16 protein-coding genes are annotated in these 16,688 nt (G+C 49.3%); 8 read left to right on the plus strand and 8 right to left on the minus strand.

The genetic code is table 11. The annotated features are described in order from the left end of the window. Positions 1–337: 337 nt before the first annotated feature. Positions 338–1,984, minus strand: a complete 1,647-nt coding sequence (locus ACN28R_RS15050) for a Na+/H+ antiporter (RefSeq protein ID WP_048636178.1) — start codon at positions 1,982–1,984, stop codon at positions 338–340. 349 nt (positions 1,985–2,333) lie between these two features. Then, a complete protein-coding gene (locus tag ACN28R_RS15055) occupies positions 2,334–3,701 on the minus strand; it encodes an NCS2 family permease (RefSeq protein ID WP_048636179.1) in 1,368 nt (455 codons plus the stop codon). On the opposite strand from ACN28R_RS15055, the gene ACN28R_RS15060 reads away from it, so the two are divergent. Then, positions 3,700–4,092, plus strand: coding sequence for a hypothetical protein (locus ACN28R_RS15060; RefSeq protein ID WP_236840146.1), 393 nt, complete (start codon positions 3,700–3,702; stop codon positions 4,090–4,092). The two genes, ACN28R_RS15055 and ACN28R_RS15060, sit on opposite strands and share 2 nt — an antisense overlap. A 424-nt stretch (positions 4,093–4,516) precedes the next feature. Here ACN28R_RS15060 and lpxP read toward each other — a convergent pair whose 3' ends face one another. Beyond that, a complete protein-coding gene (lpxP, locus tag ACN28R_RS15065; protein ID WP_048636180.1) occupies positions 4,517–5,440 on the minus strand; it encodes a kdo(2)-lipid IV(A) palmitoleoyltransferase in 924 nt (307 codons plus the stop codon). Positions 5,441–5,812: 372 nt separating this feature from the next. Further along, positions 5,813–6,031, minus strand: a complete 219-nt coding sequence (gene cspA, locus ACN28R_RS15070) for an RNA chaperone/antiterminator CspA (RefSeq protein ID WP_009114380.1) — start codon at positions 6,029–6,031, stop codon at positions 5,813–5,815. Between the two features lie 448 nt (positions 6,032–6,479). On the opposite strand from cspA, the gene ACN28R_RS15075 reads away from it, so the two are divergent. Next, positions 6,480–6,710: a hypothetical protein gene (locus ACN28R_RS15075; protein ID WP_048636181.1), complete on the plus strand. Its 231-nt coding sequence runs from the start codon at positions 6,480–6,482 to the stop codon at positions 6,708–6,710. Between the two features lie 119 nt (positions 6,711–6,829). Here the strand turns inward: ACN28R_RS15075 and ACN28R_RS15080 are convergent, their stop codons facing one another. Further along, on the minus strand, positions 6,830–7,258 hold the full coding sequence (locus tag ACN28R_RS15080) for a TOBE domain-containing protein (protein ID WP_095834832.1): 429 nt from the start codon (positions 7,256–7,258) through the stop codon (positions 6,830–6,832). Between the two features lie 631 nt (positions 7,259–7,889). Between ACN28R_RS15080 and ACN28R_RS15085 the strand changes: the two genes are divergently transcribed. The 3 genes from ACN28R_RS15085 (at position 7,890) to pfkB (ending at position 11,393) form a co-directional block, all read left to right on the plus strand. Then, complete coding sequence (locus ACN28R_RS15085) at positions 7,890–8,585, plus strand: EAL domain-containing protein (protein WP_095834833.1); 696 nt, start codon at positions 7,890–7,892, stop codon at positions 8,583–8,585. A 778-nt stretch (positions 8,586–9,363) separates the two neighbouring features. Continuing rightward, positions 9,364–10,071 (plus strand): EAL domain-containing protein, encoded by a 708-nt coding sequence (locus ACN28R_RS15090; RefSeq protein ID WP_231604062.1) that lies wholly within the window; start codon positions 9,364–9,366, stop codon positions 10,069–10,071. 374 nt (positions 10,072–10,445) lie between these two features. Next, positions 10,446–11,393 (plus strand): 6-phosphofructokinase II, encoded by a 948-nt coding sequence (gene pfkB, locus ACN28R_RS15095; RefSeq protein WP_095834834.1) that lies wholly within the window; start codon positions 10,446–10,448, stop codon positions 11,391–11,393. A 111-nt stretch (positions 11,394–11,504) separates the two neighbouring features. Here the strand turns inward: pfkB and ACN28R_RS15100 are convergent, their stop codons facing one another. From ACN28R_RS15100 to ACN28R_RS15110, 3 genes are all read right to left on the minus strand, one after another. Continuing rightward, the gene (locus ACN28R_RS15100; protein ID WP_095834835.1) at positions 11,505–11,810 is read right to left on the minus strand and encodes a chaperone modulator CbpM; all 306 of its coding nucleotides are present in this window, start codon (positions 11,808–11,810) and stop codon (positions 11,505–11,507) included. Continuing rightward, positions 11,807–12,763, minus strand: a complete 957-nt coding sequence (cbpA, locus tag ACN28R_RS15105) for a curved DNA-binding protein (protein WP_095834836.1) — start codon at positions 12,761–12,763, stop codon at positions 11,807–11,809. Before cbpA ends, ACN28R_RS15100 begins: the two co-directional genes overlap by 4 nt. A 160-nt stretch (positions 12,764–12,923) precedes the next feature. Then, on the minus strand, positions 12,924–13,655 hold the full coding sequence (locus ACN28R_RS15110; protein WP_048636187.1) for a UTRA domain-containing protein: 732 nt from the start codon (positions 13,653–13,655) through the stop codon (positions 12,924–12,926). A 216-nt stretch (positions 13,656–13,871) separates the two neighbouring features. Here ACN28R_RS15110 and ACN28R_RS15115 point away from each other — a divergent pair, with 216 nt between their 5' ends. From ACN28R_RS15115 to ACN28R_RS15125, 3 genes are read left to right on the plus strand one after another with little or no spacing between them, the layout of a single operon-like run. Next, complete coding sequence (locus tag ACN28R_RS15115) at positions 13,872–14,933, plus strand: ABC transporter substrate-binding protein (protein ID WP_095834837.1); 1,062 nt, start codon at positions 13,872–13,874, stop codon at positions 14,931–14,933. Between the two features lie 19 nt (positions 14,934–14,952). Then, a complete protein-coding gene (locus tag ACN28R_RS15120; protein ID WP_095834838.1) occupies positions 14,953–15,777 on the plus strand; it encodes an alkaline phosphatase family protein in 825 nt (274 codons plus the stop codon). Further along, positions 15,774–16,616: an ABC transporter permease gene (locus tag ACN28R_RS15125; RefSeq protein ID WP_095834839.1), complete on the plus strand. Its 843-nt coding sequence runs from the start codon at positions 15,774–15,776 to the stop codon at positions 16,614–16,616. The genes ACN28R_RS15120 and ACN28R_RS15125 overlap by 4 nt, the downstream gene beginning before the upstream one ends. Positions 16,617–16,688 lie beyond the last annotated feature (72 nt).

Raw genomic sequence — 16,688 nt, forward strand, 5'->3', positions numbered from 1 at the left:
AACCGGTATATCTCCCCATTCCTTGCTAGGGAGAGGGTCGAGTCAGGGTTAGAACCAGAAAGTTTGCCATCCGTCTAAATGGATACACCTATTTATTATTTCAGGCAGCCGTAGCCATTTCTCCGATTACGCCGCAAGCGACATGAGCGGAAATGATTACCCGAGCGCCAATTCCTCGGATAATAACAATCATTATCATTTAGTGACAAGCCATTTACAATCAAGCTAATGGTTTTAGAACGTAAGGATTTAGAAAAGATCCCCACCGCCTGAGCGATGGGGAGTCACGGGGGAAAGGAAAAATCAATAAAATTCCGGGGTTAAGGTTGCATCCGCCTTACTCGCCTTCGCTCAGTACGGCCTCCAGCAGATCCAGCTCTCGCAGCATTTTCTGCAATGTCTCGTTGCTGATTTGCTGCGTGGCGCGCAGATGATAAAGCTCGGCGCGTTCCGAATTCAGCGCCGTCAAACGGAAACGCCGCTCCAGGTTTTCAATCATCAGGCTATGGTCCAGATCGCTCTGCCCGGCCACCTGCCGGCGCAGGTTGCCTATTACCCGCGCACTCACCTCTTTCAGCACCTGCTCGTCAATATTTTCTTCACGATCGGCCGCCAGCCGCTCTTCCATTTTATGCAGGCTGTTAATCGCTACTTCCGCCATGGTGCTTCGCGCCATCCGCTCTTCTTTGGCATAAGTCACTTTATCGGCCACCACAACCCCCCTCAGCAACAGCGGCAGCGTCAATACGCCGCACAGCAGGGAAAACAGGATGACGCCCGTGGCAATAAACACCAGTTGATAACGAGACGGGAAAGCCGTGCCATCGGTCAGCAGCAGGGGGATGGAAAGCACGCCGGCCAGCGTGATGGCGCCGCGTACGCCGGCAAACGAAGAAATCCACAGTTCACGCGTCGTGAATTCGGCGAACACCATCGGCTTCTTTTTCTGGATATGCAGGCTGTATCTTTTCATCACCCACAGCCAGCCGAAACGCAGCAGCAGCAGCGCGGCGTAAATGACCGCAATGTCGGTGAACAACATCCAGGTTTCAACCGTAGGATCCAGCTCCGCCTGGGTAATCGACGTTTCCAGAATAGACGGCAATTGCAGCCCCAGCATAATGAACACCATGCCGTTAAATACGAATTCCAGCATCGACCAGACGCCGTTCGCTCGTAGCCGCATGTTCAGCGGGGCATTACGGATAATGCCGGATTGGCCGATCGTCATCCCGGAAGCGACCGCCGCCAGGATCCCCGACACCCCGATATGTTCGGCAATCAGGTAAGCCGCGAAAGGCAACAGCAGCAGTAAAACAATTTGGGTAGCGGCGTCATTGCCGCTCCAGCGGCTGATAAGGCGCAAGGATTTACTATAAATCCAGGTAACCGCCACACCGGCCAGCAATCCGCCCAGTGCGACTTTGATAAACGCCAGCGTCGCGCCGGAAACGCTGAACACCATAGTCCCCATGGCAACGGCGACGGCGAATTTCAGCGATACCAGACCGGAAGCATCGTTCATCAATGCTTCCCCCTGCAGGATACCCATCAGTTTTTTCGGGATACGGCCTTCCCCCACGATGCCGGAAAGCGCGACGGCATCAGTTGGAGAAAGCACCGCGGCCAGAGCGAACGCGGCAATCAGCGGCATTCCGGGCACCATCCAATAGATGAAGTAACCGACCCCCACCACGGTGATCAATACCAGAACCAACGCCAGCCCGATAATTTCTCGCCCGTAATGCAGAAATTCACGCGTCGGCGTCTTCCAACCGTCGGCAAACAGCAGCGGCGGAATAAACAGCACCATAAACAGCTCAGGATTGAAATCAACGTGCAAACCGAACTGAGGCCAGGCAAGTACCGCACCAACGGCGATCTGCATCAATGGAAGAGGTATTTGAAAAGGTAGAATTCGTGTAACCACCCCTGATAAAGAAACCACCAAGGTCAAAATGAGAATAGTAAAAAAGATTTCCATGCTTTCCTTAGACTCTCTCCTGCAGCATTAAAAATGGGTTAAATACCCGTCAATCCCACGAAGTACCATATCAATATTTAACGTATCTATTCTGTCATTAAAATGAATGTCTGAGCGGAAAAATTTATATTTTTCGCATTTTCACACACCGAACTTCAACTGATAACAAATGAGGAGGCAGAGAGAAACAGAAAGATCACAGATAGGAAAAAAAAGCGAGTTCGATCAGAGAGTAAGGCACAGACAGAAGACTGCGGTATCGGTGACAGGCGGAAATTCACGACGATAACCGGCGAGAGGAAACATCTCGCCGAGCGAGGGGGCAGCGCCCCCTCGAATGCAAAGCGGCTTAGAGCGCCCAGCCACCGGCGTAGAACACCACCAGCGCAATGGCGATAAGCACCGTGCCGATATTCAACTTGCGCCATTCGCCAGAGAAAATGCGCCCCAGCACCAGCGAGCCGAAGCCCAGCATAATGCCGGTCACAATGTTGCAGGTCAGCACGATAAATACCGCACAGACCAGACCCGACATGGCATCGACGAAGTCGTCGAAGTTCAGTTTGGTCACATTGCCCAACATCAGTAAACCAACATACATCAGCGCCGGCGCGGTCGCATAGCCGGGCACCAGATAAGAGAGCGGAGACAGGAACAGGATCAGCAGGAACAACACGCCGACGACGGTTGCGGTCAGACCGGTTTTCCCGCCGGCGGCCGTACCGGCGGCAGATTCAATATAAACCGCCGCTGGAGATGTCCCAACCAGGCTGGAAAGAATGCTGCTAACGGAGTCAGACGTCAGCGCTTTACCGCCATTGACGATTTGTCCGTCTTTATCCAGCAGATTCGCCTGACCGGCAACCGCACGGATGGTGCCGGTCGCATCAAATACCGCCGTCATCACCAACGCCAGAACGCTGGGCAACACCACCGGCTGCAACGCGCCCATGATATCCAGGCTGAAAATCAGGGAAGAACCATCCTCGCCGATCAGAGTCGGCCAGGCAAACCAACCCTGATATTTCACATTCGGATCGAAGATCAAACCGATAATGGAGATGGCGATGATCACCAACAAAATGCCGCCCGGAACGCGGCGTTTTTCCAACCCGATGGTAGCGGCCAACCCTATCAATGCCATGATAACCGGGAAAGACGTGAAATCGCCCAAAGCGACGGGCAGACCGTCAATCGGGTTTTTAATCACCAGCCCGATGCCGTTGGCGGCAATAATCAACAGGAACAGACCGATACCGATACCGGTTCCGTGCGCGACGCCAAGCGGAAGATTGCGCAGGATCCAGGTGCGGATCCCGGTAGCGGAAATGAGGGTGAACAGAACCCCCATCAGGAAAATCGCCCCCAGCGCAACCGGAATGCTAATCTGCTGACCTAATACCAGACTAAATGCCGTAAAGGCGGTCAGAGAGATCGCGCAACCAATGGCCATCGGCAGATTGGCCCACAGCCCCATCAGCAATGAGCCAAATCCGGCAACCAGACAGGTTGCAACAAATACCGCGGCCGGCGGGAAACCTGCTTTACCCAACATGCCCGGCACAACGATAACCGAGTAAACCATAGCCAAAAACGTGGTTAACCCTGCCAACACTTCCTGGCGCACATTGCTGCCGCGCTGCGTTATTTTAAAAAAGGCATCAAGCGCGCCATGCGGACGCGCCGCACTATCGGCCTGACGAGTGGTCTTTGACATGGTGGTATCCCCTGAAATGTCATTATTATTTAAGGTAAATCGTAGGCGGTTCCCCAGCCCTGCACTGGGTATGCATCAGTATAACCAACGCATCCGAACCTTGAGGTCATGCACGCAAACGATTACTTCGCTCGCGGCAAAACCACGAAATTTTGCCAGGTTATTTGAAGCGAGAGATTATCCTGCTTCCCCGATGTTCATTTCAACTGCTAATCAAGACTATTTACCTATACCCGCTGACATCGCGGGCAGCGGCCATTTGACGCGGCAGGAAAAAAGCCTGCGGGAAGGATATGCCCATCGGGAGAAAACAAAATCAAAATGCAGGTTTACTTTAAACAAACCCAAAATTCATATTTTTGTGATTGGCATCACAAAAAAGTTGACCTAACGTATCAGCGCGGGTATTGTAAAAAACGTGAGCAGTATCACAGAAACAATTGAACGGTTAAGGAGCTTGGAAAATGAAACTGTTGAATAAAATCATCGCTATGTTTGAAAACATTAACGTGAGTTTCGGTACTTTCAATCATTGATTTCGAAGAAAGTGAGGGGAATTAAGATGAGAATTGTCCGTAGAATCAATCAATTATTAAAAGCGTTGGGCAAAACCTACCATTGTGTTTAATCCCCGCGCAATTTTCGTTAATCATAGAATGGCTGCCTGTCGGCAGCCATTCAGACCGTTGACAAAGCCCCCAATATACCCCTGTCATCCTTCACGGCTCTAGCGCTGTCATTCCCGCAGTAGTAGGCGGGAATGACGGGTTTGGGAAGGTTTGTCATCAACCTCAATGGCTGCCTGCCGGCTTCACTCAGACATATAAAGAGACTTCGCCAGCAGGGCGGGTTTTGAAACGGCGATGCAGCCACAGATACTGTTCCGGCGCCCGCATAATTTCTTTTTCTATCACTTTATTCATGTAACAGGCGGCGGCATGCTCGTCGTGATATGGGTAATCCTGCAGTTCAGGCTGAATCACCAGCTTATACCCGGAAGCCTCCGGCTTGCGGATCAAAACGATGGTAATCATTGACGGCTTTGCCAAGCGACCAATAGTAAAAGTGCCGTTGGTGGTTGCGGCGTTCTTTACGGCAAAGAACGGGGCAAATACGCTGCCCTTCGGGCCGTAATCCTGATCCGGGGCAAACCATACGGTCTCGCCGCTTTTTAGGGCATGAACCATACCGCGCAGGTCTTTACGATCGATCATCGCCTTGTTCGAACGGGAACGTCCCCAGGTTTGCACCAGTTCCATCACTTTATTGTTATGAGGGCGATACATTGCCATCATCGGTTGGCACAGTCCCATCGCCCGCCCGCCCAACTCCAGCGACATAAAGTGAATGCCAATCGCCATCACCCCATGTTTTTTTGCGCAGGCCTGCTGCAAATTTTCCAGCCCCGAGACATCAAACCAGTGACGAACACGGCGATCCGACCAGAACCAGGCCATGCCGGTTTCCACCAGCGCCATCCCCAGGGAAGAAAAATTATTGACGATCATCGCTTCACGCTTTCCAGCGGGAATATCGGGAAAACACAGCTCAAGGTTACGCCGGGCAATAGCCACCCGGCGTTTTAGAAAATGTCGGGAAAAACGCCCGGCGCTACTGCCGATTTTCATCAGTAGCGGGTAAGGCAATTGAACCAGCAGGAATAGAATGCCCAGACTAAACCATGTGAGCCAGTAGCGCGGATGAAGTAATGTCCTGGTAAATTTTTGTTTAATTTTCATCAAATTAGTCTTTAAGTGGCCATAGTGCGTATCGCATAAGGAATCGCTTCGTCGCGCTACAAGTACTGTGACACTACTTATTGTATATAGTTTCTATACAGTATGAAATTCAAGCGAACTGTCTACATCCCCACGCTTAAAACAGGGGTGGAAGGCAGGTTATGGAGGGGATCATCAGAGTGAACGAGTCCAACCGGCCGTCGGCAGCGTTGGGACATCATACTCGATTCGGTGCAAGGAGAGGAGTAATAACAATAGAAATAATTAAGCCCCTCAGAATATCTGCGGGGCTTATGCGTAATCAGGTATTTTCAGCGATGATATTTAAGCGAAGGCGGTAAACCCTGGTCAATTATCTTCCGCCGAAGACCGTTAGATTACACTAACGTTCACTGCTGATGGGCCTTTCTGGCCGCTTTCAACACTGAACTCGACCTTCTGGCCTTCGTCCAAGCTTTTGTAATCGTTACCCTGGCCTTGAATGGCAGAGAAGTGAACGAATACGTCTTTGCTGCCGTCAGTCGGGGTAATGAAACCAAAACCTTTGCCAGCGTCAAACCATTTTACCAATCCAGTCATTTTATTAGACATAGATAATTTCCTTTATATATTTAGATAGCCACTATAGGGCGGAGTAAGGTCTGTTACAGTGATTACTTATGGGCACTTATAAAAAGGAAATTCGTCGGATAAGGGACTGGATGCATCACTTGAACTAGGAACTACTTAATTACAATGTCTTACATAAATAGGTCTGTATTCCAAACCGATGAGTCATTAACGCACGAACCCATTTTTATAGCAAGCCTTTTATTTCAAAAAGCCACAGAGGGCAGATAATGGGATATAAGCCTGTTTTCGGCTGGAATCATTGCAAAACCGGAATAAAAAAGAGCAATTTCTTACTCATGCTGATGATAAATATCACTTTATATCCAGATAAATCCATTTATTCTCATTGTTTGGCGTTGGCATTATTTCCCGTTATTTACGGCAAAAGATGCTATGATGTAGTATGAAAAAAGGCCGGAGATAATTAATGAATATCCATAACTTAACCTGGTATCCGGCGCAACGCTCGCGTGTTGAAACCATTATTGGTCAAGCGGTTATATCGGTTTGCGATCAAGGTAGGCCAGTAAATGTGCGAACGTTACTTGATCTCATGTATGTGCAATTAAGTAATATGGGAAAAAGAGAAGACATAGAAGGCATGATGACGGCCATTTCAATTTTGGAAAACAATCAGGACGCCCACGCCAAAGAATAGCGATAGCGCAGCCAACCGCCAATTGAATACTCCGGTCACTCAGCCGACAAGGCAACCGGAGTTAGAGAGAGAAAAGCCAATATATTTGCAACCTGGCGTGAAAAAGAAAAGGACAAATATTATTTTTTGGTGGCCAGAATAACGTTGGAAGCCTTAATCAACGCAATCACCTCGCTTCCATCAGCAATCGCCATTTCGTCGAGACTTTCATTAGTAATACTCGATGTCAGAGTTAAGCCATTGCTGGTTTCAATATGCACCATCGAATTAACCGCGCCTTTCACCACCTTTTTCACTTTACCCGCTAGCTGATTACGCGCGGAAAAATTCAGGTCACTGTCCGCGGAAGCAATAATCACCCAGGGCGCTTTCACCAGCGCAATAGCCGTTTTACCTGGCGCCAACCCCAGAGACGAACTGCTTGCCTTGGTAATCACGGTTGTCAGCAAATCGCCGCTGTCCAGTTTCAGGACAACTTCATTGTTAACGGCCCCTTCCACAATGGTAGCTACAGTACCAACTAGTTGATTTCTCGCAGAAACTGACATATTCACCTCTTTGATATACAGGTTAATTGGGATATTTCTGGTTTGAACAACTGTACGACCGCTCACGCATTTTTTACGACTTTAGAGCTCACAGCGGCTTTAATATTGGGCTATTAACCAAATAATGACAATACCAAATACCCACTTAAAAAACAGGGTCAAAGATCATCAATATAAACGGCATAGCTCAAACTTATGATTAATACACACTCACTGCGTTTTCATATGTAAATAGATAATTAGCAGATCATATTTTGTCTATGAATAGGCATAACCGCATAAGAAATAACCTAAAATACCACTCTTAGTGGGTAATTAAGCTTGCAAATAATCGAATGTTCCTGAATATGGATAGCCAGCGATAAAACACGGCCGCCCTGTGCTAAGGCTCGTCGATGAGCGGCCAAACCCGCCCAAACAGCATAACCATATAATTATCTTATTCAAATAATTAGTTCCTTTCATAAGCCTTCTCAAGTTCTTTTTTTTTCGAGGGTGATCAAAGGATTGGCCTATCAAAGAGCTGAGATCGATCGACTAATCAATCACTTTTACCGGTTAATATATTTATATTGATCAGTTTTATAGATCGATCAATAATGCTTAAAACGCGGCCAAACAGGGAATCACGATGACTGTCGATTCAATCTCATGCGCGCAGAGGCACTATGTTATAGAGCCCATCTATAACTGTCAGAATCGCTTATTCGCGATGGAATTGCTTACCCGATTTAATGATGAAGGCCCATGTTCGGAAAAACGCATTCAGCAGATGAGTCGCACTGAGAAGCACGAGTTATTGATAGACCAGCTGGAATCTGTCACCCAGAAACAGCGGTACTTTATAGACAACAATATACGCCTATCGATAAACATCGACTTTACTATGGCGATGTTTTTATTCCAGGATGGGGATACCAGGAAATTAATGGATAAACTCCCCTTTATTTGCCTGGAGATAAGCGAAAATTTTCCAAATCTTAACGATGGACAACGTAATCCACTGCTTGCAGCATTATATGAGCGTTATCCTCTTTGGTTAGATGGTTTTGGCAGCGGAGGTTCAAATATTTACGCTGTCAGCCAATCGACATTTTACTACGTTAAGTTAGATAAGATTTTCTACTGGGAAATGATAAAGGATAAAAAAGTCTACAAATTATCTGTCCTGGTAGAAAATATTAAAAAATATTGTCATGGCATCATTATTGAAGGCGTGCAAACTCATTCAGAATATTACCTTTTAAAAAACTGTGGGGTAGACGGTATTCAAGGATACATCTACCCAACCTATACATTAGATACATTGCCGATATTAAAGACATGAACGAATTAATCATACTATCAGTGTTGGTGTTAATCGTTGTCTATGCATTCATAAGGCACTACGTTAATAGTGCCCAAAACAAATTGATTACCAAAAGGAAAATAAAAAAAGCCAAGAAAGAGATGATATAGTAGAAGATAATAATGACTTTTTTATTTCAACAACGGCCCCAAAACTCTTGGCAGGTCACCGATCTCCGCTGTTGCAAACAGACCGCCGCAGACCACAAAACAGCTTGATAGACTGCCTCCCAGACAGTCTATGAGCACAGCCTTAACAACGATAAGAACGTCCCAACGTGGATGATCATACCTTGTTTGAATACTCCCTTGTCACTTTACTCGCGACGTCCGGCGGATTTGACCGCCCGGCGGAGACTGAACCGTCATCGTCAAGCTAATCATTATTCATGTATGCTGGTTATTGCGTTATCTGGGATCTGCGTTGCGCCGACGACAAACTTAGCAAACGAATTATTTATAATCACAGTTATATTAGTATAATAATCATAAAGTGTCGTGGTAAACCGCTCGCTATGACAGTATACTGATGGAAGTCGCAATTTTGTTAATTATATATTGATTAATAATATCTTCTTGCAAATGGCCCATGTTCTTCTATCATTCTCAACTCACCTTCTTTCCATCCCCCTACGGGCAGACCTATCAAACTGGCTTAATCGATCGGTAAATTAATAATTTTAATCAATTAATACTGATATATTGATCAGTTTTACTGATCGATCAATAATGTGTTAATAATTTTTAATCTGGAAACTATGCCGATGGTAGATTCAATACTAGATATAGACGATAGAAGGTACTATGTTGCGAAACCTATCTATGATTTCCAGCAAAAAATTTTCGCGGTGGAACTACTAGCACGGTATAAAAATAAAGGCCTCAGCATCACAAAACATCCCCTACGGATGAACCCATCAGAAAAACAAGACTTACTGATAGAGCAATTGGAATGTATTTGCGCAAAACGGTCATATTTCATTGAGAACAATGTTCTGGTCACGGTGAACATCGATTTCGTGATGGCCGTATTCCTATTTCAGAATCAGTATGCCAGTGATTTGCTAGACAGGCTCCCGTTCACTCAGTTGAAAATAAACGAGCAATTCCCAAATCTCAATGACGGGAAACGCAATCCGCTACTTGCCAGACTGCATGAACGTTATCCACTCTGGCTGGACGACCTGGGCAAAGGCGATGCGAATCTCTATGCCGTAAGCCAATCTATTTTCAGCTATATCAAGTTGGACAAGAACTTCTATCACTCGTTGATGAAAAACAAAGAAGATGACTACATCTTCCTGTCGTTAATCAAGAATATAAAAAAATTCTGCAATGGCATCATCATTGAAGGCATTCAGGATTACCCGGAATATGAATATTTAAAACGCTGCGGGGTAGATGGCGCGCAGGGGCACCTTTATCCGACATACCAGCTTGATAATTTACCCACATTATCTGAATAGATATATTCAACATCAGTCTGATATTTATTTACGCTCGAATTAATTACATGACATCATGAAACATCCGCTTAACACCGAACGCGTAATTAATCTCCTACACGCCCTTTAGGATTGGCGTTATCCCCTCCTCGTCCGCCTGAAACATAGCGGCTATATCACGCCGACAGATAATAAAACCATCTATATTTCAAATGGTTTTATACAACCCGCAGGAAATTTACCCATTCTTCCTACATAATTAAACAATCATCAGAACGCCCACTGCGGTCGGCGTCAGTCAACGCCACCCAATAGGACAAAGCGCATCATCTGATAAAAATATCTATTAAAATCAGTTAAATATTCATGCATAAAGTCCGAATGGAGGATACATAATGCCCCAGATTTTTACGCTCACCCTTGCCCCATCCCTGGATTGCGCCACAACCACCCCCAAGATCTACCCCGAAGGGAAACTACGCTGTACCGCGCCGGTATTTGAACCCGGCGGAGGGGGAATTAATGTCGCCCGCGCCATTGTGCATCTGGGGGGCGAAGCCTGCGCCATTTTCCCCATCGGCGGACCCACGGGCGATCATCTGGCTGAATTGCTCGAACAGGAAGGCGTTAAAACCCAAACGCTGCACACGCAAGACTGGACGCGGCAGAACCTGCATGTCCATGCGGATAACAGCGGTGAACAGTTCCGTTTTGTTATGCCCGGAGCCAGGCTGACTGATGGCGAACTCGATCAATTGGTTGACCGTATACTGAAAATCCCCGCAGGTTCGCTGTTGGTGATCAGCGGCAGCCTGCCGCCGGGATGTGATGTTGAAAAACTGACCTATCTGGTGAAGCAGGCGCAGAACGGCAAATTAAGCTGTGTTGTCGACAGTTCCGGCGCAGCCCTGGAAGCCTGCCTGAAACAGGGCGATCTGGCGCTGGTGAAACCTAACCATAATGAACTCTCCGCCCTGACAGGACGCCCGCTGGAAAGCCCCGATGATGTCTATAACGCCGCGTCCGAACTGATACGCACGGGCTCGACCGAGCGGGTCGTGGTGTCACTGGGGCCGCAGGGCGCACTGGCTATCGATAGCAAAGATTGTATACAGGCCGTCCCGCCGCCGGTGAAAAAACTGAGCACCGTCGGCGCTGGGGACAGTATGGTGGGCGCGATGACGTTAAAACTGGCCGCCAACGCCGGACTGGGCGAGATGGTGCGCTACGGCGTCGCCGCCGGGACAGCGGCGACGCTGAACCACGGAACCCGTCTCTGTTCAAAAGCAGATACACAGCGCCTGTATGATTACATCTGCCAGAGTAAGGCGTTAACCGCGTAAATCTATTTGATACGGAGTTCGTCGTCCCGCAAGCTGCAGCCACACCGCCGCAGCTTGCAGCCGTGACGATACCGGAGCGGAAAGACCGACGCCTTCCCGCCCCGCCGATTTTTATGACGTCATCAAAAAGCGGCTCAGTTGCCTGCGCAACTGCAGATTCTCTTTCTTTAACTCGTCAATCTTATCCAGCAGCGTCAACGTCATCGCAATTCCCGACCAGTCTAAATCCAGCTCAGTCTGCAACCGCCGGGCGCGCCGCAGGCAGCTCAGCGCATAGGAATCAAAGACCCAACTAGGCTTATCTGGATCCAACGGGACAATGACGCCTAGCTCTACCACTTCAATAAGCTCGTCCTGAGAAATATTTACTGACTGACACAGTTCCACCATCGTAAATGTCATTTCTTCAGTCATCATATTGACTCCCATCCATCCCGAGGATTAAACGCGGCCTGTTCGGCTAACTGTTTCCACAGGGCGCTGGCTTTTTCATCCGGTTTCGGGGGCATCACCACTTTCAGGATGGCATACATATCGCCGACCCCTTTCTTCTTACTGACCAATCCCTTACCTTTAATCCGCAACCGCTTGCCGCTCTGGCTGCCGGGGGGGATCGTCAGGGCGATTTTGCCAGTTAAGGTCGGCACCTCAATCGTAGCCCCCAACGCCGCTTCCCAAGGCGCCAGCGGCACCACGATATGCAGATCGTGGCCGTCAATATCAAACAACGGATGCGGAGCAAGACGGATAACCAGGAATAAATCGCCGTTCGGTCCGCCATTGAATCCTGCGCTCCCCTGACCTTTCAGGCGAATGCGTTCGCCATCGCCAACGCCTGCCGGAATTTTGACATTCAGCGTTTTGGTGATTTCTTTCGTCTGCCGGCCAAACTCATCAAAAACTGGTAAATGATAAGAAATAGGCCGGGTTTGCTCGGTTAAGGTTTCCTCTAAAAACAGCGGCACTTCCATCTCGAAATCCTGACCACGAGCATGGTGAGGCGTTTCAGCGGACGCGTGCTGTCCCCCTGCGGCATGACGGCCAAAAATGGATTCAAAGAAATCAGAAAAATCACGGGGATTACCTTGCGTACTATGCCAGGTCTGCTCGTGGCCGCCATAGTTCGGCGGTGGTTCGGAAAAACGGGGATCGTTACGGTGCAGTCTTAACTCATCATATTCGGCGCGGCGTTCGCTGTCTTTTAGCACCTCATACGCTTCGGCGACGTCCTTAAACTTGCTTTCTGCGTCCTTCTCAGAGCTGACATCGGGGTGATATTTACGCGCCAGCCTGCGGTAGGCCGTTTTGATCGTTTTCAGATCGGCGGATGGGTCTACTTCCAACGCAGCATAGTAATCTTTAAACTCCATGCGTTAATACCTTAAATTCAATAGGTTATGCGATAGAAATCATTTATGTCACTTGTTGTATTCGGTATCTTTTATCGATCATACACCTTTGATAAAGCGGCGACATCTCCTAAAGGGTAGACGATTAACCCGCGTTTCGAGAAATGGGCGCAGAGGAATATCACCTGGCTGGGGAGTCCAGCCCTTTTGCTTCAATATCAATATATAGCGCGTCGTAACGCCAATACTCACAGTCGCAATCGATAATACGATCGTGCTGATCGCGATTGATCCGGGTAATAAACAGCGCCGGGCTGCCGGGTGCAATTTTCAACGTAGGCGCGGCGAATTGCGGCATCGGCGTGGGCAACATGGTGAAACGAACGCGCCCATAGCGAATACCGTAGCGTTCGCGGTAAAGATCGGTCAGCGACTGGGTTAAATCAAAATCGAGCAAGTCGGGAAAATAGTGCGGATTGAGATAGTGCTCCACATAAAGCACCGCTCTGCCGTCAATACGCCGCAGGCGGCGAATGCGGTAAACCTCTTCGCCTTCGCGCATCGCCAAATGCTGCGCCAACGCCGCGTTAACTTTTACCCGTTGCGCATCCAGCACTTCGGTTTGCGCGGCGCGCCCCTGCAATTTGGCCATCGCATGAAAATGGCTACGATGCAGTGGATTATAGATAAAACGAGGCGGCGCAATAAACCATCCCCGCCGCAGTTCGCGGTAGATCATTCCCTGAGATTCCAACTGTCCCAACGCTTCACGTAATGTGATGCGCGTCGTCGAAAACTGATCGCTCAGCGCACGTTCCGAAGGCAAACGCCCTTGTTCGGCAAAATCCCCTCTCCGAATACGCTCGCTCAACGACTGACAAATCACGTCAACGGTTTTCGCTATCACTTTCATTGACCACTTAAGCCTCATTTTAGGGCGCTACTGCACCATCCTCGAACGGCGGCGCATGCCCATGCTTCACCCTATGCCATGCCGCGCCGGCAACAAGACGCCGTATTTACAAGGCTGTCATCTCACCTTCATACCATGATGTTAACTTGGCTCGTTTCTTGCTGGAATCTGGTCTAGTCCAGCGCCGTCATCACTCTATCATCAGGAGCATCAGCTATGAAATCTTTGTTTGCATCTGTGTTAGCCAGCGCCATTGTCCTCTCTCTGCCCACCGCCTGGGCCGCCGATACCGATATTGCCGCACTGGAACAAGCCGCCCGCGGCGAAGGTCAGGTAAATAGCGTCGGTATGCCCGATAGCTGGGCCAACTGGAAAGATACCTGGGACGATCTCAGCAGCAAATACGGTTTAAAGCACAGCGATACCGATATGTCATCGGCACAGGAAATCGCCAAATTTGATGCGGAGAAAAATAACGCCAGCGCCGATATCGGTGATGTCGGCGCGTCATTCGGCCCGATTGCCGTACAGAAAGGCGTCACCCAACCCTATAAACCCAGCACCTGGGATCAGATCCCTGACTGGGCGAAAGATAAAGATGGCCATTGGGCGTTAGCCTACACCGGCACCATTGCCTTTATCATCAATAAACAACAGGTTAAAGATGCGCCGCGCAGTTGGGCCGATCTGAAAAACGGTAAGTATGTCGTCACCATCGGCGATGTCAGCACGGCGGCGCAAGCGGTAAACGGCGTGCTGGCCGCCAGCTATGCGTTAGGCGGAGATGAGAAAAATATAAAACCGGCGCTGGACTTCTTTGGCGAGCTGGCCAAAGCCGGACGATTGGGCGTGACCAATCCGGTGATTGCAAATCTTGAGAAAGGCGAAATTCAGGTAGCGGTAATGTGGGACTTCAACGCGCTGAATTACCGCGATCAAATTGATAAATCCCGTTTTGATGTCGTGATCCCTTCCGATGGTTCGGTGACTTCCGGCTATACCACCATCATCAACAAATATGCCAAGCACCCGAACGCAGCCAAACTGGCGCGCGAATACATTTTCTCCGACGCGGGGCAGCTGAATCTGGCGAAGGGATATGCCCGGCCAATCCGTGCCGAGTTCCTGACGGTACCGGCGGATATCCAGGAAAAACTGCTGCCGGCCGAACAATACAAGAATGCCCGTCCTATCGCCGATCAGGAAGCCTGGGAAAAAACCTCGAAACTGTTGCCGCGTCAGTGGCAGGAGAACGTGATTATCAATATGCATCAGTAAGCGGTAACGGAGTGTTGCGATGAAAAGTATTCTGGTGATACTGGACGGCCTTAATTTCCCGGTCGCCCGTGACGCCATGGGCTATTTACAGGCCGAATGCGCGATGGGGCGCGGTCGGCTTTATCAGATGACCTGCGAATTACCTTCCTTATCGCGTCCGTTATACGAGTGCATTCTTACCGGTGTGACGCCGGTAAGAAGCGGCATTATTCATAACGGCGTCAGCAGGCTGAGCAAGGAACGCAGCCTGTTTCACTATGCGCGTGATGCCGGTCTCACGACCGCGGCGGCGGCATATCATTGGGTTAGCGAGCTTTATAACCGAACGCCGTTTGAACCTGCCCTCGATCGTCATACGGAAGCGCCGTCGCTCCCCATTCAGTACGGCCATTTTTATCATGACGACAGCTATCCGGATTCGCACCTTTTTGAAGACGCGGAAAGCCTGCGTCTGCGTTACCAACCGGATTTTCTGTTGATTCATCCGATGAATATTGATGACAGCGGGCACCGGCACGGGTTTTCTTCGTCGCAGTATCGCAACCGCGCCAGAATGGCGGACGGTTATCTTTCACGCTGGATGCCAGGCTGGCTGGAGGAAGGCTATCAGATCATCGTCACCGCCGATCACGGCATGAATGACGATCGCAGCCACGGCGGGATTCTTCCTGAAGAAACGCAGGTGCCGCTGTTTGTCTTTGGCGACGCCTTCTCGCTGCGGGCGGACGCCAGACCGCAACAAACCGAATTATGCGGCACCTTGTGTGAAATTCTGGCCGTCGCGCATGATAAACCAGCTTGTCATTCACTCCTTAACATCGCAAAAAACCAGGAGAATATATGAAGAGAGGCAAATGGATAGCGCTACTGTTTCTGCTGCCTTTCGCGCTGTTCTACATCGCCTTTCAGATAGCGCCGCTGGTATGGATCGCGATTAACAGCTTTTACAGCGAGATGAACCAAACCTGGGGATGGGATAACTATATCGATATCCTGACCTCGCCTTTTTATCAGCAGGCGATCCGCCTGTCGCTGAATATTTCTTTCTGGTCTAGTTGTTACGGTTTAATTATCGCATTGCTTGGCGGTTACTCATTACATCAGCTTGGCGAAGGCCGACTGCATCGCTTCTTTATGTCCTTCACCAACATGACCAGCAATTTTGCCGGCGTCCCCCTGGCGTTTGCCTTCGTCATCCTGCTTGGCTTGAACGGTTGTTTGACGCTGCTGTTGAAAAAATATCAGCTGCTGGAAGGCTTTAATCTCTATTCGACCAACGGTCTGATCATCGTTTACACCTGGTTCCAGATCCCGCTGGGTCTGCTGTTGCTGTATCCGGCTTTTGACGGACTCAAGCGTGAATGGCAGGAATCCGCCGCGCTGTTAGGCGCCAGCCGCTTACGTTACTGGTTGCATATTGGTTTGCCGATTCTGGCGCCGGCCCTCATCGGCACTTTTGTCATTTTATTAGCCAACGCGCTCGGCGCCTACGCCACCATCTATGCGCTGACGACCGGGAACTTCAACGTCATCCCGGTGCGGATCGCCGCGCTGGTGGCCGGCGATATTTTCCTTGATCCCAATATGGGCGCCGCGCTGGCGATGCTACTGGTGGTGTTGATGTCCATCATCACCGTGATTCACCAATGGCTGGTGCGGCGGGGCTACCAACATGTCAGATAACGGCCGCGGAATGGAAAACGATGGCGTAACGCAAGCAATCCCTGTTCGGGGAGTCACCTCTATCGCGGGAGA

The organism is Brenneria goodwinii (assembly GCF_002291445.1).
GTDB lineage: Bacteria > Pseudomonadota > Gammaproteobacteria > Enterobacterales > Enterobacteriaceae > Brenneria > Brenneria goodwinii.